The 21,425-nt window shown below is 30.5% G+C and carries 14 protein-coding genes; 12 read left to right on the forward strand and 2 right to left on the reverse strand.

The annotated features are described in order from the left end of the window. Positions 1–16 precede the first annotated feature (16 nt). The 7 genes from UF10_RS04210 (at position 17) to UF10_RS04240 (ending at position 8,850) form a co-directional block, all read left to right on the forward strand. Entirely contained in the window at positions 17–1,354 is a 1,338-nt protein-coding gene (locus UF10_RS04210; protein WP_106776564.1) for an MATE family efflux transporter, read from the forward strand. A gap of 3 nt (positions 1,355–1,357) precedes the next feature. After that, complete coding sequence (locus UF10_RS04215) at positions 1,358–2,239, forward strand: DUF368 domain-containing protein (protein ID WP_242969039.1); 882 nt, start codon at positions 1,358–1,360, stop codon at positions 2,237–2,239. 353 nt (positions 2,240–2,592) lie between these two features. Further along, positions 2,593–4,521 (forward strand): OPT family oligopeptide transporter, encoded by a 1,929-nt coding sequence (locus tag UF10_RS04220; RefSeq protein WP_106776565.1) that lies wholly within the window; start codon positions 2,593–2,595, stop codon positions 4,519–4,521. A 5-nt stretch (positions 4,522–4,526) separates the two neighbouring features. Then, positions 4,527–4,865, forward strand: a complete 339-nt coding sequence (locus UF10_RS04225) for a PqqD family protein (RefSeq protein WP_106776566.1) — start codon at positions 4,527–4,529, stop codon at positions 4,863–4,865. Positions 4,866–5,082: 217 nt separating this feature from the next. Beyond that, positions 5,083–6,528, forward strand: coding sequence for a tRNA (N6-isopentenyl adenosine(37)-C2)-methylthiotransferase MiaB (gene miaB / locus UF10_RS04230; protein ID WP_106776567.1), 1,446 nt, complete (start codon positions 5,083–5,085; stop codon positions 6,526–6,528). Between the two features lie 20 nt (positions 6,529–6,548). After that, on the forward strand, positions 6,549–7,109 hold the full coding sequence (locus tag UF10_RS04235) for a hypothetical protein (RefSeq protein ID WP_106776568.1): 561 nt from the start codon (positions 6,549–6,551) through the stop codon (positions 7,107–7,109). Positions 7,110–7,185: 76 nt separating this feature from the next. Beyond that, on the forward strand, positions 7,186–8,850 hold the full coding sequence (locus tag UF10_RS04240) for a glutamine--tRNA ligase/YqeY domain fusion protein (protein WP_106776569.1): 1,665 nt from the start codon (positions 7,186–7,188) through the stop codon (positions 8,848–8,850). A 280-nt stretch (positions 8,851–9,130) separates the two neighbouring features. On the opposite strand, the gene malQ is transcribed toward UF10_RS04240, so the two are convergent. Further along, a complete protein-coding gene (gene malQ, locus UF10_RS04245; protein WP_106776570.1) occupies positions 9,131–10,648 on the reverse strand; it encodes a 4-alpha-glucanotransferase in 1,518 nt (505 codons plus the stop codon). A 24-nt stretch (positions 10,649–10,672) separates the two neighbouring features. Then, positions 10,673–12,580, reverse strand: a complete 1,908-nt coding sequence (locus tag UF10_RS04250) for a glycoside hydrolase family 13 protein (RefSeq protein ID WP_106776571.1) — start codon at positions 12,578–12,580, stop codon at positions 10,673–10,675. 685 nt (positions 12,581–13,265) lie between these two features. Between UF10_RS04250 and glgB the strand changes: the two genes are divergently transcribed. The 5 genes from glgB to UF10_RS04275 are packed head-to-tail and all read left to right on the forward strand — an operon-like array spanning position 13,266 to position 21,352. Next, positions 13,266–15,131, forward strand: coding sequence for a 1,4-alpha-glucan branching protein GlgB (glgB, locus tag UF10_RS04255; RefSeq protein ID WP_106776572.1), 1,866 nt, complete (start codon positions 13,266–13,268; stop codon positions 15,129–15,131). 34 nt (positions 15,132–15,165) lie between these two features. Beyond that, entirely contained in the window at positions 15,166–16,353 is a 1,188-nt protein-coding gene (locus tag UF10_RS04260) for a glucose-1-phosphate adenylyltransferase (protein ID WP_106776573.1), read from the forward strand. A 1-nt stretch (position 16,354) separates the two neighbouring features. Beyond that, on the forward strand, positions 16,355–17,461 hold the full coding sequence (gene glgD, locus UF10_RS04265) for a glucose-1-phosphate adenylyltransferase subunit GlgD (RefSeq protein ID WP_106776574.1): 1,107 nt from the start codon (positions 16,355–16,357) through the stop codon (positions 17,459–17,461). A 48-nt stretch (positions 17,462–17,509) separates the two neighbouring features. After that, positions 17,510–18,940 carry a glycogen synthase GlgA gene (glgA, locus tag UF10_RS04270; protein ID WP_106776575.1) on the forward strand — a complete coding sequence of 477 codons (1,431 nt, stop codon included), beginning with the start codon at positions 17,510–17,512 and terminating at the stop codon, positions 18,938–18,940. A 24-nt stretch (positions 18,941–18,964) separates the two neighbouring features. Further along, the gene (locus tag UF10_RS04275) at positions 18,965–21,352 is read left to right on the forward strand and encodes a glycogen/starch/alpha-glucan phosphorylase (RefSeq protein WP_106776576.1); all 2,388 of its coding nucleotides are present in this window, start codon (positions 18,965–18,967) and stop codon (positions 21,350–21,352) included. Positions 21,353–21,425 lie beyond the last annotated feature (73 nt).

Consider the following 21,425-nt stretch of genomic DNA (forward strand, 5'->3'; position numbering starts at 1 on the left):
ACTAGCGGAGGTAACTTTGAAAAAAGATCTAGGAAATGATAGTATTTCCAAATTATTATTACAGCTAAGCTTACCTGCAATATTGGGTATGCTTATAGCAGCTATCTACAATATAGTGGATAGAATTTTTATAGGTAGAGTTAATCCTCTTGGACTAACTGCTATAGGGATAACAATGCCATTTCAGGTTATACAAATGGCATTTGTTCTTCTTATAGGAGTTGGTGGATCAACCTTAGTATCAATTAAATACGGAGAGGGAGATATAGATTCTGCAGAGGAGATTTTATTTAATTCTCTTATATACATTATAATCTCTGAATTAATACTTACAGCTTTGTGTATATTGTTTATGGAGCCTATTTTTAAAGTTTTAGGTGTTTCGGATTCAGTATATCCATTGGCAAGAGATTATATAATTATAATATTATTGGGCGGTGTTCCAGGTTTAACTGGCTACTGTTTAAATAATATGGTAAGAAGTTTAGGGTTTTCTAAGCAATCTATGTTTATTGTGTTGATTAGTTCAATTGTAAACATTGTATTGGATGCTCTATTTATATTTGCTTTTGGATGGGGTGTTAAAGGTGCTGCAGTTGCAACAGTTATATCTCAGTCTCTAGTAACAGTAGCTGTTCTTCACTTTTTTATAAAAAATAGAGAAGTTCCTATTAAACTAAGATTCAAACATAATAAATATAGTTTTAACACAATAAAAGAAATAACATCAAATGGTTTACCAAATTTTTATATGCAGATTTTTGGAACTATTTTAGGAATTGTACTCAATAGATTTATAATAAAATATGGTGGAGATTATCATCTTGCATCGATAACCATAATTACATCTATAATGATGTTTTTCACTATGGTAATCTATGGTATAAGTCAAGGAGCACAACCTATTATAGGATATAACTATGGTGCAAAAAAAATTCATAGAAGCATTTTAGCTGTTAAGATTACTACTGGAGTAATTATTGCTATATCTATTGCATCTTTAGTATTTTTAGAATTGTTTCCAACAGTTTTCGTTCAACTGTTTACAAATGAACAAAGCTTGCTTGAAATAACAAACCATAACATTAGAATCTACATACTTGGCCTGCCTTTTATAGGAATACATTCTATAACTACAACATATTTTCAATCAATAAGAAAACCTAGAACATCATCAGTATTATATATACTTAAATATGGGGCAGTCTTAATACCTTTATTGTATATAATTCCTAGGTTTGTAGGCATAGATGGTGTTTACATTTCAAATGCACTAAGTGATTCTATTGCTGGAATTGTAGCATTAATATTTCTAGTAAAAGACATTAAAAGAATGTCAAAAAAGGAGGTGTAGTCCTTGTTTGCAAATGTTTTTAATGGTTTTTGTATGGCTTTAGCAGACAGCGTCCCGGGTGTATCTGGAGGAACAATAGCATTTATACTTGGTTTTTATGAAGATTTTTTAGAATCTATAAATAACATAACAAGTGGAAATAAGAAAGAACTCAAAGAATCTATTATTTTTTTAGTAAAACTTTTTATAGGCTGGCTCATAGGTATGACACTGTCAGTATTATTCCTTTCTAGTATGTTTGAGAAAAATATATACTTTCTCAGCTCTCTATTTATGGGATTAACAACAGCATCTATAGTTTATATTATAAAAAGTGAATTTAAAATTATTGACAGAAAAAATAAATATCTGATTTTTTCTATTATGGGTATTATTATTGTTGTCTTAATCCCTGCATTAAGAGGAAAGCTAATGCCAAGTGGGAATATGGATTTTTCAAATCTCAACTTCCCAGAATATATTTACATATTCTTTACTGGCATGATAGCTGTTTCAGCTATGGTACTTCCTGGTATTTCCGGATCGACACTTTTACTAATTTTGGGAGTATATATTCCTGTTATAAATGCATTAAATAGTGTCCTTAGACTTGACTTTAGTGCGCTTTCAGGCTTATTAATTTTTGGATTTGGGATTTTATGTGGTTTTATAGTATCAGTTAGAATTATAAGGCATGCATTTAGAAAGCATCGATCTAAAATGATTTATCTCATAGTTGGTCTTACAATAGGCTCTTTGTTTGCAATTATTCAAGGCCCTACAACACTACTTATCCCAAAAGAAAGTGTTAGTATATCAACTTTCAATCCACTTGGTTTTATATGTGGAGTAGCTCTATTATTGACACTGGAATTATTTAAAAACTATTCAAGAAAAAATAAATAAATATAATTCCGATATACAATTTAAATTATTTAAAAATTTCATAATTAAAGATTTAATCAGTTGTTAACCATTTCTGTAAAATCAGATATATAATATTTTATAATAGTAGAAATATATAAAGTATTTAATTAAAAGTACTAATTTTAGCAAAAACTCCTATAATCATAGGTATTTTGGATGAAATTAGTACTTTTTTAATTTTATTTTTTTAGTATAAAAAACATTTTTTATTAATGTATATAATGTGTTTATATTAAAAAGTTTATGAAATCGTTAACTTTTATTTCTAGTAGCATATTTTTTTTAATTATGATATAATATAAACGATTTAATATAAAAGGAGGTTCATTATAATGAGCGATAATATCAAAAAGTTACCAAAGGAAGCTTATGGTGGTGTTGCAGGTAAGGACTATGTTCCTTATATAACTGACAAAACCAAGACTGGTGCAAACCCAGCGGTTATTATCATAGGTATTATTTTGGCAGTAGTATTCGCAGCTTCAACAGCATACTCTGGTATGAAGGCTGGTTTGACGGTTGCAGCAGGTATACCTGGATCAATAATTGGTTCAGCACTTGTAGCAGCTTTTGCAAACAAAAAAGGTATTTTAGGAAAGAACTTAGTACAGGGAATGGCCAGCGGTGGAGAATCAGTAGCTAGTGGTATGATATTTGTACTTCCTGCTGTCTTTCTAATCGGGGCAAAGGTAACATTTTTAGAAGGTCTGCTTGTTGGTGTAGGTGGTGTTTTATTCGGTATAGGAGTAGCATCTCTTGTCCATAATTACCTAATAATACAAGAACACGGAGAACTTATGTATCCAGAAGCAATGGCTATTTCTGAGACTCTAGTTGCATCTACAAATGGTGGAGACTCTATGAAGTACATGATAAAGGGATTTGGTATCGGCGGTCTTTTAACTGTAGTTACTGGATCATTCCTAAATGTAGCAAACAGTGTTTTCAGTATTGTAGGTAATAAATTCTATAAGTTTAAATTTGAAGTTGATGCAAATCCACTTTTACTAGGTATAGGATTTATAGTTGGTTTAGAGGTTGCTTTGACAATGTTTGCTGGATCTTTACTTGCAAACTTTGGTATTATGCCTCTTATCGGTTACTTTGCTGATATGGCAGGACAGGGTTCTACAGTATGGAATGATGCATCAATGACAATTGCACAGATGGATGTAAATGCTATATCAGGTAACTATGTAAAATACATAGGTGCTGGAATGATGCTTTGTGGAGGTATTATAGGAGCTATAAAGCTTATACCTACTATTGTTTCTTCAATAAAGGAAACTATGAACGCTAAAAAGTCAGGCTCTGGAGAAAAGGGATTAATACAGACTATAATCTTATTAGGTGGAATAATCATCGCAGTTGTTGCTGCCTTCCTTATATCTAATGGTCCTGTAATGGCTATTGTAGGGATATTAATTTCTATGATACTAGCTGCACTATTTGTTATAGTTGCTGGCCGTCTAACAGGTACTATAGGTACTTCAAATCTACCAGTATCAGGTATGACAATTGCAGCCTTAGTTATAGCTACTTTGGTATTTGTAATCATGAAGTGGACTACTAATGCAGATAATAGAAGTCTTTTATTATTCTCTACATTCATAGTTGTCGCTATTGCAATGGCTGGTGGATATGCTCAGTCGCAGAAGGTTACTTTCATAGTTGGTGGCAACAAGACAGAAATGCAAAAATCATTTACATTAGCAGGTATTGTTGGTGTAATTGTAGTTGTTGGTATGATGATTCTTTTATCAGATCAGCTAGCAATCACTGGAGATAATCCTCCATTTGCACTACCACAGGCAAACTTAATGTCTACACTTACTTCTGGTATTATGTCAGGTGAATTACCTTGGGTAATGGTTATAGTCGGTATAATTATTGCTCTAGTTATGTTCTTCCTAGATCTACCAATAATGACAGTTGCTATAGGTTTCTATTTACCAATAGCTACTACAACTATAATCTTAGTTGGTGCATTAATTCGTGTACTTGTTGAAAAGACATCTAAGTCAGACGAAGAAAAGGAAGCCAAGGTATCTAATGGTATAAGTTTATCATCTGGACTAGTAGCTGGTGGATCTATTATAGGTCTAGTAGGTATAATACTTCAGATTTCAGGCGTTATAAAGAGCGCTGGACCATCAGGATTTGCAGCAGGTAATGGTATGGCTATTATCCTATTAGCATTACTGGTAATTCTTACACTAATACCAATAATGAATTCTAAGATTAAGAAAGAAAACGAATAATTGAAATGAATACAAATGAAGAAGTTTTAAATATAGTATTCAGAAAAAATCCTAATGTAGATTTTGAAATTAGTTCAGAGGGTATCGTGACTATACTTGAAAAGCAGGACCATAAAATTCAGAGATTCTTCAGAAAGATAGGCTTTAAGATTCCTTTGTATAAGAAACTTGGTCTTGATAAATTTGGAAGCTTTGTTTTTATCAATGTTGATGGTAAAAATACTGTTGAAAAAATAGGGATACTTGTAGATGAAGAGTTTGGGGAAGAATCACATCCACTTTATGAAAGACTCTTGCTATTTTTAAACTACATAGACGTTGAATGCAGTTATATTGAAAAATAAATAATCATAAAATACCGAGGGATTTTGACCTCGGTATTTTTTATAAGTACTTGCAAAATATAGAACTTTAAATATATTTATTTTTTAATTAAATCTATTAAGCTTCTCTCAATATAGAAAAAATACTATATTTATGATAATATATAATATGTATTTCTAAATTTAGAAGTATAAATATTATTTAAAGTTGCAATTACGAAAGAAGGAGATAAGCTATATGGAAGATAGAAAACAAATAGAGGTCCCTATAGAAAAAATAGAGGCTCAAGAAGAATATATAGAGCAAATTCATAGATGGAATGAAGATGCCTTCAACAAAAAGGGAGTAAGAAGAAAATGGCATATGAGCACATACGGTTGTCAAATGAACGAACATGACTCAGAAATGCTGATATCTATGCTAGAATCAATGGGCTATATACAAGCCCTATCTGAAGATGAGGCTGACCTTGTAATATACAATACCTGTGCAGTAAGAGAAAATGCTGAATTAAAGGTATATGGAAATTTAGGTCATTTAAAAAATAAGAAAAAAAGAAATCCTAATATGAAAATAGTTGTATGTGGATGTATGATGCAGCAAGCTCATGTAGTAGAAGAAATAAAAAATAAGTATAGCCATGTTGATTTAATCTTTGGTACTCATAATCTCTATAAATTCCCTCAGATGCTATCCAGTACTTTCAACAGAGATTCTATCCTTGTTGATGTTTGGGACGTTGACGGAGAGGTTGTAGAAGGTCTAAAGAGCAATAGAAAGTACAATATCAAGGCATATGTAAATATTATGTACGGTTGTAATAACTTCTGTACTTATTGCATAGTTCCTTATACAAGAGGTAGAGAAAGAAGTAGAAGACCAGAAGAAATAATAGAAGAGATAAAAGATCTTGTAGCAAACGGAACAAAAGAAATTACTTTACTAGGTCAGAATGTAAACTCATATGGTAAAACATTAGATGAGTCCGAAAGAATAAACTTCGCACAGCTTCTTAGAATGGCAAATGAAGTAGAAGGGCTTACAAGACTAAGATTTATGACTTCACACCCTAAGGATATCTCAGATGATGTAATATATGCTATGAGAGACTGTGAAAAAGTATGTGAGTATCTACATCTTCCATGTCAATCAGGAAGTACACCTTTGCTTAAAAAGATGAATAGACACTACACTAAGGAAGACTACTTAAGAATAATAGAAAAGGCTAGAAAAGAAATTCCTGATATAGCTTTCTCTACTGATATTATGATTGGTTTCCCTGGAGAGACAGAATCAGATATTGATGATACAATAGATTTGTGTGAAAAAGTTAGATATGACTCTGCCTTTACTTTTATTTACTCTAAGAGAAGAGGTACTCCTGCTGCAAAAATGGAAGATCAAATCCCAGATGATTTAAAGCATAAAAGATTTGATAGGGTACTTGATGTAGTAAATAGAATATCTACTGATATAAATAGAGAATATAATGGAAGAGTAGTAGAGGTATTGGTTGAAGGAGCAAGCAAAAAAATAGATAATGTTCTAACTGGTAGAACAAGACAAAATAAAACAGTCAATTTCACTGGTGGAGATGAATCTCTAGCTGGTAAATTAGTAGATGTTTTGATTACTGAGCCAAGATCTTTCTCTCTAAATGGAGAACTAGTCAAGATAAAATAGCTTAAAAATAGAGGTAATATATGAAAAACAAACTATTAGCACTAATATTAATCACTTCGACACTACTTGCCGGATGTAAAGAGAAAGTATATGAAGACCAAAGAATGGGAGACTCTCGCAAAAGAGCAATGAAGATAGAGTACAATATATACACTGCAAATATAATTGATAGTGGATACAATTGGTATTCCAACTTTGTAAATGAATTCCTAGAGTCAATAAAGGATAGTGACTATAAGGTTGATCCTTCCTTTGTAGAATCTCAGATAAAAAAATTGGAAATCAAGAAGAAAGAAGTTTCGGATATTAATACAGTTTATGTTAAAAATGCAATAGAAAACATTTCTGAGGACATATCAAAAGGTGAGAAAAATGATAATAAATTTAAGAAAAAAATAAAATTATCAAAGGAAAACATCAACAAAAATAAAGAAACTATGAAAAATATGCTGACATCAATTGAAGATGCACTTAAATTAGGTTTAGATGGATCTTATAGTGAAGAAGATTTAGCAAAAATAAAAGATTTACAAATAAATTTGATAAAAACATATGATGAAAAACTAAGAGATAATAATTAATACTTGTTTTCGCTTTATTTTTTCAGCAAAATGCTATAAAATGTTATTATAAAGAATTAAATTTAGGAGGTATAATATGTCATTTGAAAGAGAAAATTCTAATTTTATTAGAAATATCGTTATAGATGATTTAGAATCAGGAAAACATGATAGTATTATCACAAGATTTCCACCAGAACCAAATGGTTATTTGCATATAGGCCATGCAAAGAGCATATGCTTAAATTTTGGCTTAGCAAAAGAATTTGAAGGAAGGGTTAATCTTAGATTTGACGATACAAATCCTACAAAAGAAGACGTTGAATATGTAGATTCAATTAAAGAAGATGTCCAGTGGTTAGGTTTCAACTGGAATGAGCTTCATTATGCTTCAGACTACTTTGAAGAAATGCACAAAAGAGCAATTCTTTTAATAAATAAAGGTCTTGCCTATGTAGATGATTTAAATGCTGATCAGATAAGAGAGTACAGAGGTACTTTAACTGAGCCAGGAAAAGAAAGCCCTTATAGAAATAGAACGGTTGAAGAAAATCTTGATTTATTTAATAGAATGAAAAATGGCGAATTTGCTGATGGAGAAAAAGTTTTAAGAGCTAAAATCGATATGGCATCTCCTAACATTAACCTTAGAGACCCAGTAATATATAGAATATCTCATACTAGTCATCACAATACAGCTGACAAATGGTGTATCTATCCAATGTATGCCTTTGCACATCCACTAGAAGATGCTATTGAACATATTACTCATTCAATTTGTACTTTGGAATTTGAGGATCAAAGACCATTTTATGATTGGGTAGTAAGAGAATGTGAGATGGAGGCTGTTCCTAGACAGATAGAGTTTGCTAGACTAAATATGACAAACACTGTTATGTCAAAAAGAAAACTAAAGCAAATAGTAGACAATGGAATAACTGATGGTTGGGATGATCCTAGAATGCCCACTATATCAGGCCTTAGAAGAAGAGGGTATACTCCGGAATCAGTGAGAAAATTCTGTTCTGAAATAGGTATTTCTAAGGCAGATTCAGTAGTAGATAGCCAAATGTTAGATTTCTTCCTTCGTGAAGATTTACAGCCAAAAGCACCGCTTGCTATGGCTATAATAAACCCACTAAAACTTGTTATTACTAACTATCCTGAAGGGGAAAGTGAATTAATAGAAATAGAAAACAACGCTAAGAATGAAGAAATGGGAACAAGAATGGTAAGTTTCTCTAGAGAATTATACGTTGAAAGAGATGACTTTATGGAGGTACCAGTAAAGAAGTACTTCAGACTATTCCCAGGAAATGAAGTAAGATTAAAGGGTGGATACTTTGTAAAATGTAATGATGTTATTAAAGATGAAAACGGAGAAGTAACTGAAATTCATTGTACATATGACCCTGCTACTAAGAGTGGATCTGGATTTGTTGGTCGTAAAGTAAAGGCAACTATACATTGGGTAGATGCGAATAACTGTCTTCCAGTTGAATTTAGATTATTTGAACCATTGATACTTGATGATGCGCCAGAAAACGAAGGTAAACATTTCTTAGAACAAATAAATGAAAATTCTTTAGTCATTAAAAATGGATTCGCTGAAAAAGCTGCATTAGAAGGCGTAAAAATAAATGATAAATTACAATTTTTAAGAAATGGATTTTATTGTGTTGATTCTAAATATACAACAGAAGATAAGTTAGTATTTAATAGAATAGTACCACTAAAGAGTTCTTTTAAGCCAAATAAGTAAGTATTATAAACACTATATTGCTTATTTGAAGTTTTAATTATAAATAATAGATTTTTATCTTTTTATAAAAAGATAAAAGACCTCAGGAGAATTCCTGAGGTCTTTTTTAATAAAAAGTAGATTATTTCAATATCTTAACTAGAGTTAAAGTCTATATACAAGTTGAAATATAAATATGATTTTTATTAAACTTATATATTTTTATTCTTTAAGTATTTTTCGATTTTTATATATTTTTATAAAATAGTTTTCTATAGACTTAACTTTGAGATAAAGCTTACTACCTTTCAAAATATCTGCCATATATCCCACTAATTTCACTTATATATTCTATTAATTTTTTATTTATTTCACCTTCCAGAAGTCTAAACTTCCAATTTATTCCAATAGTAGAGGGGGTATTTATTCTAGCCCAAGATCCAAAATCCAACCAATCTTGTATAGGAACTATTGCAAGATCTGAGCAAGATCCTAAAACAGCCCTTATAAAGGCCTCTGTATACTTATCGTAACTTTCTAACCTTAAGTATTTTTGGGCGTATTCCATTTCACTTGTATTAGCCTTATTTTCTAGCCACTCAAGTAAAGTCATATTATCATGAGTAGCAGTGTAGGCAACTGTGTTTTTATAGTATCTATGTGGAAGATTTAAATTATTTGAATCTGAATCAAAAGCAAATTCTATAACCTTCATTCCTGGAAATCCAGTATAATCGAGAAGCTCTCTCACTTCATCTGTTATAAGACCTAAATCTTCAGCAATTATATTGGCATTTGGAACTTCTTTTGATAATGTATCAAAAAAATCTTTCCCAGGACCCTTCATCCATTCCCCTAACTTCGCATTTTCTGTGCTTTTATCTATGCTGTAAAAACTCTCAAATCCTCTGAAGTGATCAATTCTTAATATATCATATATTTCAAGTGATTTTTTTATCCTTTTTATCCACCAATCATACTTATCAGCACTCAAGTATTTCCAATCATATAACGGATTTCCCCAACACTGTCCTTCACTTGAAAATGCATCTGGAGGAACTCCGGATATTGATGAAGGTTCACCATCTTTATCTATAAGAAACATCTCTTTATGAAAATAAAAATCCGAGCTATCTTGTGATATATAAATAGGTATATCTCCAAAAATTTCTACACCATTTTCATTAGCATACTTTTTTAAATTTAGCCATTGATCATAAAACTTATATTGTAAAAACTTATGATAATCAAATAAATTTTTATAGTCTTTCATCAGTTGATCATCTTTTTCTTTACATAACTCTTGAAAATTACCTACTTTTTCCCACTCCCAATATGCTTTACCTCCATTTATTTTTCTAAGTGACATATATTCACAGTACTCATCCAACCAAAAGCTATTTTTATTAGAAAAATCTATATAATCCTCTTCTTCATAGAGTTTTCCGATTATAAAGTTTTCATAGGCTTTATATAATATTTTTTGTTTTAAATCCCTAACTTTGTCATAATCAACATATCTAGGATCTGTTTTATAATTTGATATATTGATAGAATTTATAAAATCAAAACTTAAAAGTCCCTCTTCAATCAATATATCTATATCTATAAAATCGTAATTTCCAGAAAAAGCTCCATTAGTTTTATAGGGAGAGTAGTATTCCTTTTTACTTGTAGAAGTAACTGGTAATATCTGCCAGACACTTTGACCTGACTCAACTAAAAAATCTATAAAATTATAAGCTTCTTTTCCTAGACTTCCAATACCATACTTGGATGGCAATGAAAATATAGGAAGTAATACACCTGCTTTTCTCATACAAACCTCCAGTACTATTAATTATTAAGCTCTTAAATTAATTGCTTTTTTAAATACCTCTATATCCTCTTCAAGATCTTGATCGCTATCTATTTCAATAGCTGTGTAGCTTTCTGAACCAACAACTATACCATAATCAGTGAAAAATGGCTTTTTATTTCCAAATACCCATTCGCCACTAAATGGATAATCTACTATCATAGCCTTGCTAGAAAAGTTTATGATGCAGAGTATATTATTTCTCCTATAAGCCACGAATCTTTTATTTCCATCTATTAATTTAAAATTACTTATAAAGTTTTTTCTATATTTTTTTCTAAAATTAACTAAGCTTTTATAATATATTAATAGTTCCTTATCTCCACTCTTATAGTCATATCCAGCTCTGTTAAAAGGGTCTCTAAATCCTTGCATAGCTATCTCATCGCCATAGTATATAGATGGAACACCAGGAAGTGTAAACTGTATAAAAGATGCAAATTTATGCATTTTTTTCGCTTCTTTATACTGCTTATCACTCAATCTAAAATCTTTGTGCTTAGCATTATCTACACTAGATATATCTGTACCTAAAACGGTTGTTATTCTTTCTGTATCATGACTTGAGAGAAGGTTCATCATTGTATCTATAGATGGAGTAGGGTAGTTATTTATAATTTCCAATATGCTTTTAGAAAACCCTATAGCATCCTTATTTTTAACAAAGTCAATGATTGCATTTCTCCAAGGATAATTCATAACAGAATCTACTTGTTTTCCTAATAAATATCTTCTCCTAAGACCATATGCAACTTTATTAGATGCATCTTCCCACACTTCTCCAATCATAAGAGTATCTTTATCACTTTTTTTAATAGACTTTCTCATAGAATCAATAAATATATCTGGAAGCTCATCTATAACATCAAATCTCCAAGCTTTTATACCTTTTTTTTGCCAAAAGTTCAAAACACCATTTTCATCTTCACATATAAAATCAATATAATCTTTATTATCTTTATTTAGGGTTGGAAGATTATCAAATCCCCACCAAGATTCATATTTATCTGGATATTCAGTAAATTTAAACCATGGATAATATCTGGATTTCATAGAGTTATAGGCACCAATTTCATCGTATCTACTATATTTATTGAAATAAATACTATCTGACCCAGTATGGCTAAATACTCCATCTAGCATAACTTCTATATTACTATCTTTCAAACTATCACACATTTTTTCAAATGTTTCATTACTTCCTAGATATGGATCTATTTTGAAGTAATCTGCTGTAGAGTACCTATGATTTTCTGCACTTTCAAAAACAGGATTTAAATATAGCAAATCTATATTTAAAAATTCAAGATATTCCCTACGTTCTATTATTCCATCAAGATTTCCCATAAAAAAATCTCTAGCAGAGTAGTCAGGAGTATCAATATTTGATTTTGGAATATCATACCAATACTCATGTCTAAATCTTTCTTCCTCATTTAAAGCGTCTACAGGCTTGTATTTTTCACTTTTTTTAAACCTATCTGGGAATATTTGATAGATAATACCACCCTTTATCCAATCAGGTGTTTTATAATCCTTATCGTAAACCGTTAATTGCCAAGGTATCATATGATCTGTTACTTGTGCCTCACCGTTAACTTTAGATACTATCTTCATATCACAGTCAGATACTATTTCAAAAAAATAATAATATATTCCTATGCCTAGCTTTTCTAGTTTTACTGAAAAGATAGAATAATCCAGAATATCTTCAACAAAATTCATTTCATACTTACTAATATTTAAATCATTGATATCACTATAGATTAATAATGATATTTTATCTTTATTTAGATCTTTTCTAACTAATATTCTTATTTCTTTTGCTTCAATATCACTTATTGCTCCAGGGGGTCGGTTAAATGCAACCGGACTGTAAATTATTTCCTTCATTTTTTATCGGCAATATATTGCCTATCTCCCTTCTAGGCCTATTGCTAAATCTAATTTAAATAAGCCCTATTGATTTTTTTCTATTTCCAATAATTCATTTTAAATTATTCCTATTTATATTATATACCATTAACAGCTTTTTAAACAAACTCTATATTTAAGGTTAAAAAATTATCTAAAAGGTTAGAAAGTGATGATTTTTTATATTGTTTTTTTAAAAATCCTTATTATAAGGTAAAATATCAGTGATCTTTTTATTTCTTTTGTCAGAAAACATTTTCATATCCATTTATAATAAAGTCCGAAAATTGATTTCTAAAACATATAATTATTTCTTTTTGATAAATCTTCAAAAAAATAAAAAAATTTAGTTTTTATCGGTTTTTTGCAAAAAATCTTCTAGCATGTTAAAATTATATGTATTGGAAATACTTTGTTAGAGAAGAATATAAGATAAAAATATATTTAAAAAGCTTTTTAAATAAGCTTATTTAAAAAACCTTTTCATAAAAGTTTTGTTATAATATGATGATTTTTCTAAAAAAACTTGCAAAATAATGGTGGAAAAAAATCATTTATGTGATAATATAATTATAAGATAATAAATATTATGATAGTTATAAAAAATACAATTTATTCATTTATTTGAATTATAAACTGAGTATTTAAATGAGGTGAATACTATATGAAAAATAATAAAAAAACTGAAATGGCTGAATATCTTTTTCACGAAGGAAGAAACTTTAGATCTTTTGAATTTCTAGGTTCTTTCTTGGAAAAAGATTCTTGTACATTCAGAGTTTGGGCTCCTAATGCAAAAAAAGTATATGTAACAGGTGATTTTTGTGATTGGGACGCTTATAAGTATCCTGCAAAGAAAATAACGGACGGAGGAGTATATGAGTGTAAAATAAAGGGTGTAAAGAAATTTGATTGTTATAAGTATGTATTTGAAACATCTGATGGAAGAATAATATACAAGTCTGATCCCTATGCTACACACTTTGAAACAAGACCAAAGACCTCATCTAAGGTATATGATATTTCTGGCTATAAATGGCATGATGACAAATGGATGAGCAGCAGAAAAATTCCTTACAATAAAGCTATGAATATATATGAAGTTCATCTAGGCTCTTGGAAGCAAAATGAGGATAAAAGTTTTTATTCTTATACAAAGCTTGCAAAAGAACTTGTGAGTTATGTCAAATCAATGAATTATACGCATATTGAAATCTTACCAATACTTGAACATCCTTACGATAAATCTTGGGGATATCAAGTAACAGGATATTTTGCTCCTACATCAAGATATGGGCTTCCTCAGGAATTTATGTATCTTGTAGATGAATGTCATCGAAATAATATAGGAGTAATTCTTGACTGGGTCCCTGGTCACTTTCCAAAAGATGAATCAGGCCTTTGCGAGTTTGATGGAGATTATCTATATGAATACTCAGATCCTTTTAAGATGGAGCATAAAGGCTGGGGCACAAGAGTATTTGACTATGGTAAAAATGAAGTTATATCATTTTTAATTTCAAATGCATCATACTGGCTGGAAAAATATCATATTGATGGACTGAGAGTAGATGCTGTATCTTCAATGTTATATCTTGACTATTGTAGGCAAAAGGGAGAGTGGACACCTAATAAAAATGGTGGAAATCATAACTTAGAAGCTATTGAGTTTTTGCAAAATTTAAATAGTTTTGTGAATAAAAAATACCCTGGTGTGATGATGATAGCCGAAGAATCAACTTCATGGCCTAAGGTTACAGCAGCTGTAGAGCACGATGGATTAGGCTTTAATTTTAAGTGGAATATGGGATGGATGAACGACTCACTTAGCTATTTATCTACTGACCCACTTTTCAGAAAGGGTATACATAATAAAATGACCTTTTCTTTGACTTATGCTTTTTCCGAAAACTATATCTTACCAATATCACATGATGAAGTAGTTCATGGTAAAAAGTCAGTTTTGGATAGGGCAGAAGTTGAATTTGAAGATAAGTTCAAAAATATGAGAGCATTTTTGGCTTATATGTATGCTCATCCTGGCAAAAAGTTGACTTTTATGGGCTGTGACTTGTCTCAGGTAATTGAGTGGGATGAAAGTAAGGAGTTAGATTGGTTGCTTTTAGACTATCCATTACACAGAATGAATAACCGCTTTATAAAAGAATTAAATAAAATATATTCATCTACTCCTATGTTATGGGAAAAAGATACTTCTTGGGATGGTTTTAAATGGAATATAGTAAATGATGATAATAATAATATTTTTTCATTTACTAGATTAGATAATAAAAAAAGAGAATTATTAGTTGTTAGTAATTTTTCTTCCCAACACTTAAAAAAATATAAAATCGGACTTGATTCCAAAGAAAAATATAAAATTTTACTAAATACAGACGCGAAAAAGTACGGCGGAGAAGGGTTAGTCAATCGAAATATTGAATCTATTGATGAAGAGCACAATGGCTTTAAATATCATATAAATCTAAATATCGCTCCCTTCTCAACAATATACTTGATAAAAAAATAAATTATATAAATAAAGGTTTAAGGAAGGTATTATTATGAGTCTAAAAAAAGAAATAGTAGCCATGTTACTGGCAGGAGGACAGGGAACTCGTCTTCAAGCACTAACTAAAACTATGGCAAAGCCAGCAGTTCCATTTGGTGGTAAATACAAAATTATAGATTTTCCACTTTCAAATTGTGTTAACTCAGGTATATCAACAGTAGGCGTTTTGACACAATTTATGCCACTTGAATTAAACTCTTATATGGGAAACGGATCTCCATGGGATTTAGATAGAATGGACGGTGGACTTTCTATCCTACCTCCATATACAGGTGGAGAAACTGGAGATTGGTATAAGGGAACAGCAAACGCAATATATCAAAATATGGCCTATCTTGAGCAATATAATCCGGAATATGTTTTAATATTATCTGGAGACCATATATATAAAATGAATTACAATGATATGTTAAAATTTCATAAGGAAAAAAATGCAGATCTTACAATCGCACACATAGATGTTAGTTTGGAAGAAGCAAGTAGATTTGGTATCTTAAACACATTATCAGATCTTTCTGTAAGCGAATTTGTAGAAAAGCCTGAAAATCCAATATCAACAAAAGCATCTATGGGAATATATATATTTAACTGGCTTGAACTAAAAAAATATCTATTTAAGTGCGAGAATGCAGAAGATACAAGCTATGATTTTGGAAAAGATGTAATTCCTATGATGTTAAATGATAATAAAAAAATCTTTGCCTATCCATTTAAGGGTTATTGGAAAGATGTCGGTACTGTAGAAAGTTTATGGCAAGCAAATATGGATCTTTTACACAATGAGGATGCATTTAATATCCACGACCCACTTTGGAGAATATACTGTAGACATTATGAATCTATGCCACAACATATAGGTAAAAATGCTAAACTATCTGCTTGTATGATTTCTGAGGGAACTTCTGTTAATGGAAATATAACTGAGTCAGTAATTTCTTCTGATGTAATAGTAGAGGAAGGTGCAGAAATAGTAAATAGCGTCATAATGAAAAATGCATATATAGGAAAAAATGTAAAGGTTTATAACTCTATAATTGCAGAAGAGGCAATATTGGAAGAAAACTCTGTCATAGGACACCAAAAAGTAGAATCAAACAAGGATATGATTACTGTGGTCGGAAGTAAAAATATAATAAAGAAAAAACAGGTTTATAAAAAGGCTTTATTAGGAGGTAAATAATATGAATGCATTTTGTGTTTTATTTGCAGATAATTTTAAAAATCATGATATTGGGGGATTTGCAAAAAATAGAGCCTTAGCAGCTTTACATGTCGGATGTAGATATAGGATGGTTGATTTTATGCTTTCATCTCTTGTGAAGGCAGATATTCCAAACATAGGATTACTAACTACAAAAGATTATAATTCTCTGATGGATCATGTTGGTTGGGGTAAGGACTGGGATTTGAACAGAAAAAATGGTGGATTAAAGATCATACCACCTCTAGCAATATCAAATACTACAATACCTAGAAGTAAGTTCGAGGCTTTGACTAATGCTGAACCATACATAAATTCAATGCTTCAGGACTATTGTATAGTAGCTGATGCAAATATTATTTGCAACATAGACTTTAGAGAAGTTCTTGATTTTCATAAGAAAAATAATGCAGATGTAACAGTTTTATGTATGAAGAGCAGGCCAAAGCCTGGAGATATAGAAATGATGGTTGATCATAAAAATAGAGCTTATGACTCTCTTTTCCATCAATCTGGTGCTGATTATGAGTGTAATACTCTTTTAAAAATCACTGTTTTACACAAAGATCTTTTCAAAAAACTAATACAAAAAGGAAATACTCTTGGTTGGGAAGATATAGTAAGAGACTATGTTTCAAAGAATTTCAATAAATTAAATGTTTATGCTTATAACGTAAAAAGCTACTGTAAAGTTATAGATAGCTTAGAAAGCTACTTTAATTTCAATATGGATTTATTAAATCCTGAAATAGGTCATGAAATTTTTCTATCTGGTACTGAAATACTTACAAGAGTAAAAGATAGTGTGCCTACTATCTATGGTCAAAATGCAGATGTTAGCTGCTCATTGCTTGCAGATGGTAGCCATATAAACGGTGTTGTAGAAAACAGTATTATCTTTAGAGATGTAACGATAGAAGAAGGTGCAAAAGTTAAAAATAGTATACTAATGTCTGGAACAGTTATAAAATCTGGAGCAGACTTAGACTATGTTATTACAGACAAGTTTGTTACTGTAAGCAAGAATAAGGAATTGAAGGGCGATATTAATTGTCAGTTTACAGTTCCTAAGGACAAAAATATATAGTGGAAATTGATAATTACTTTAAAGTATATCAATTTGTGAGGTGAAAAGATGAAAGTGTTATTTATTGCTGCGGAGTCCGCTCCCTTTATAAAGACGGGTGGTCTCGGCGATGTTATTGGATCTCTTCCCAAGGCATTAAAAAAAGAAGGCGTAGATGCCAGAGTTGTACTTCCTCTATATTCTAGTATTAATAGGGAGAAGTATAAAATAAAATTTGTAAAATATATCTATGTTAGTCTAGGATGGAGACAGATTTACTGTGGAATATTTGAAGGAAAATATAATGGCATAAAGTATTATTTTATAGATAATGAACAATACTTCAATAGAAGTAATATTTATGGAGAAGTAGATGATGGAGAAAGATTTGCATTTTTTTCAAAGGCTGCTCTAGAAATAATGCCACACATAGATTTTCAAGCGGATATAATCAATGCAAATGACTGGCATACGGCCCTGTCAATTGTCTATCTAGACTCATTTAAAAAAGCTAACTTTGATTTTTATATAAATATTAAAAGTGTTTTTTCTATACATAATGTAGAATTTCAAGGAAAGTACAATCCATACGTTCTTGGAAGTCTATTTGGACTAAGTAATGACTATCTGGATATAATGACTTTTGACAATGATATCAACCTATTGAAGGCAGGTGTTCAACTTGCGGACAGGGTAAATACAGTTAGTGAAAGCTATGCGAATGAACTTTTAGATCCATATTTTTCATTTGGTTTAAGTTCTATTTTTCAAGATGAAAGAATAAAATTAAGAGGAATTGTAAATGGTATAGACTATCAAAGATATAACCCCTACAATGATTCAGCTATTGCCCATCGATATTCTAAAAATACTTTTAAAACAGAATATAAAGTTAAAAATAAGCTAGCTTTACAAAAAAAAATGGACCTAGAAGTTAATCCAGATATTCCTCTTATTGGAATGGTTGGCAGGCTTACTGATCAAAAAGGAATAAATATCGTCCTAGAAGTAGCTGAACAAATAGTAGATATGGGAACTCAGCTAATTATATTAGGTACAGGATATGAAACGTATGAAAATGCACTTAGAGATCTTGAATTTAAAAGACATGATAGAATACGTTCAATAATTATGTTTTCAAATGATCTAGCATCTGAGATATATGCCGGATCAGATATATACCTTATGCCATCAAAATCAGAGCCTTGTGGGCTCTCTCAGATGATTGCAATGAGATATGGTTCAATACCTATTGTCAATAGAGTTGGAGGACTAAGAGATACTGTAGAGCCATTTAACTCTGATACAGAAGAAGGAGTTGGTTTTACTTTTGAATCTTTTAATCCTTATGATATGTTAGATGCTATCAAAAGAAGTCTTGATGTATATTACTATGATAAACCTTTATGGAAAAAACTTATTTTAAATGCCATGAACTATGATTCATCCTGGATTAATTCAGCAGATAAGTACATCGAAATGTATAATGAAATTTTATAATTTTAGCTATCAGGAGGTGGTTTTATGGACAGTTTTACAAAAGCAATAAAGAGATATCTTGAAAAGAGATTTGGCAACTCAATTGAAGATGCAAGTGAAAGACAAATTTATCAGGCACTAATGGTAATTACTAGAGATAAGCTTGCCGAAAAGAGATATCATTATATCAACAAATTAAAAGAATCTGAACAAAAGAGAGTTTACTATATGTCTATGGAATTTTTAGTCGGTAAAACTCTTAGAAATAATTTATATAATCTAGGTATAGAAAGTGAAGTTAAAAATTTCTTATCTGAAAATGGGTTTGTTTTGGATAAGATTTATGATATAGAACCAGATCCTGGTCTTGGAAATGGTGGACTTGGAAGATTAGCTTCTTGTTATATGGACGCACTTACTAGTCAGGAATACCCCATTACTGGATTTAGTATATTATATGAATTTGGTATTTTCAAACAAGTTATTTCCAATGGATGGCAACAGGAGTTTCCTGATAACTGGCTAGATCTTGGTAAGTACGGTCTAATATATAGAAGTGATGAAGAAGTTGAAATCAAGTTTTATGGAGAAACTAAAGAGCAGTGGACAAGTGATGGGCTTCGTATTAAATATGAAGATTATACACCAATAATTGCAGAGCCTTATGACTTGATGATTTCTGGATATGAAACAGATGCGGTAAATGTTTTAAGACTTTGGAAATCAAAGGCTAGTGGTGGATTTAATATGAGACTATTTGAACAAGGTGAGTACTCAAAGTCAGTTGAATCCAAAGCAATAGCTGAATCCATTTCAAAACTTCTTTATCCAGCGGATGATAATAACAAAGGCAAGGAACTTAGAATAAAGCAGCAGTATTTCTTTACAAGTGCTTCATTACAACAAATTGTCAAAATGCACTATAAAGCATATAATACATTGGATAATCTTGCAGAAAAAGTGGTAATACATATAAATGATACACACCCTTCTTTATGTATACCTGAATTGATGAGAATATTAATGGATGAATATGAGTACTCTTGGGATAAGGCTTGGGAGATTACTATAAAGACATTTGCCTATACTAATCATACAATAATGGCTGAGGCCCTTGAAAAGTGGTCAGTAGACTTATTTAGACCAATACTTCCTAGAATATACACTATTATAAGTGAGATAAACAATAGGTTCTGTAAATGGTGTAAAGATATTGGAGCTTCTGTTGATTTGGAAGAGATGTCCATTATTCATAACGATATGATAAGAATGGCTAATTTATGTATAGTGAGTAGTTATAGTGTAAATGGTGTCTCTAAACTACATTCAGATATACTTAAAAAAGATACTTTCAAATCATTTAATAGAATTTATCCAGGTAAGTTTACAAATGTTACTAATGGTATTGCTCATAGAAGATGGCTCGGACAGGCTAATCCAGAACTTACAAAGTATTTAAATGAACTGTTAGAAGTAGACTTTATAAAAGACCTTTCTAGCATTGAAAATCTGTTAGAGTATAAATCAGATGAATCAGTTATAAATAATCTAGAAAACATTAAAAAGATTAAAAAGGTACAGTTGGCTGAATATATTAAAAAAAATACAGGCTTAACTGTGGATACAAACTCTATATTTGACGTTCAAATAAAAAGATTACATGAATATAAAAGGCAGCTTTTAAATGCTCTACATATTATCTATCTTTACAAGGAGATCAAGTATAATGCTTTAAAGCCATATCCTAGAACCTTTATATTTTCAGCAAAAGCATCTTCTGGATATGTTATGGCAAAGAATATTATAAAATTAATTTGCTCTATATCAGAAATTATAGAGATGGATCCTGAAGTTAGAAAATATATAAAAGTTGTATTTTTAGAAGATTATAGGGTTTCATTGGCTGAAAAAATAATACCAGCTGCAGATGTAAGTGAACAGATATCTCAGGCAGGTAAAGAAGCTTCTGGAACTGGTAATATGAAACTAATGTTAAATGGAGCCTTAACACTGGGCACTATGGATGGTGCAAATGTTGAAATATACAATGCAGTAGGTAAGGATAATATATTCATATTTGGTTTATCAAGTGAAGAGGTTTCAGATTTGTCTGAGAGAGGTTATAGATCAGAAGAGTTTTATCAAAACAGTTCTGTTATAAAGGAAACTATTGACTTTATGAGAACTCTAGACAATGGAGATAGTAACTTCAATTATATGGCTGATTATCTTGTTTCACGTGATCCATATATGTGTCTAGCCGACTTTGAAAGTTATCTTGAACAACAGAAGTTAATAGAGAAAACTTATCAAGATAGGATTAAGTGGGGGCAAATGAGCCTAGTTAATATAGCAAATTCTGGAATATTCTCTGCAGATAGAGCTACTTCAGAGTATGTCAAAGAGATTTGGAATATAAAAAAAGTTAAATAAATAATTTTTAAACAATATTAGTGTGAGCAAATTTGTTTGCTCACACTAAATTAATGAAAAGATACTTTAGCTT

Source organism: Peptostreptococcus russellii (assembly GCF_003012055.1).
Lineage (GTDB): Bacteria > Bacillota > Clostridia > Peptostreptococcales > Peptostreptococcaceae > Peptostreptococcus > Peptostreptococcus russellii.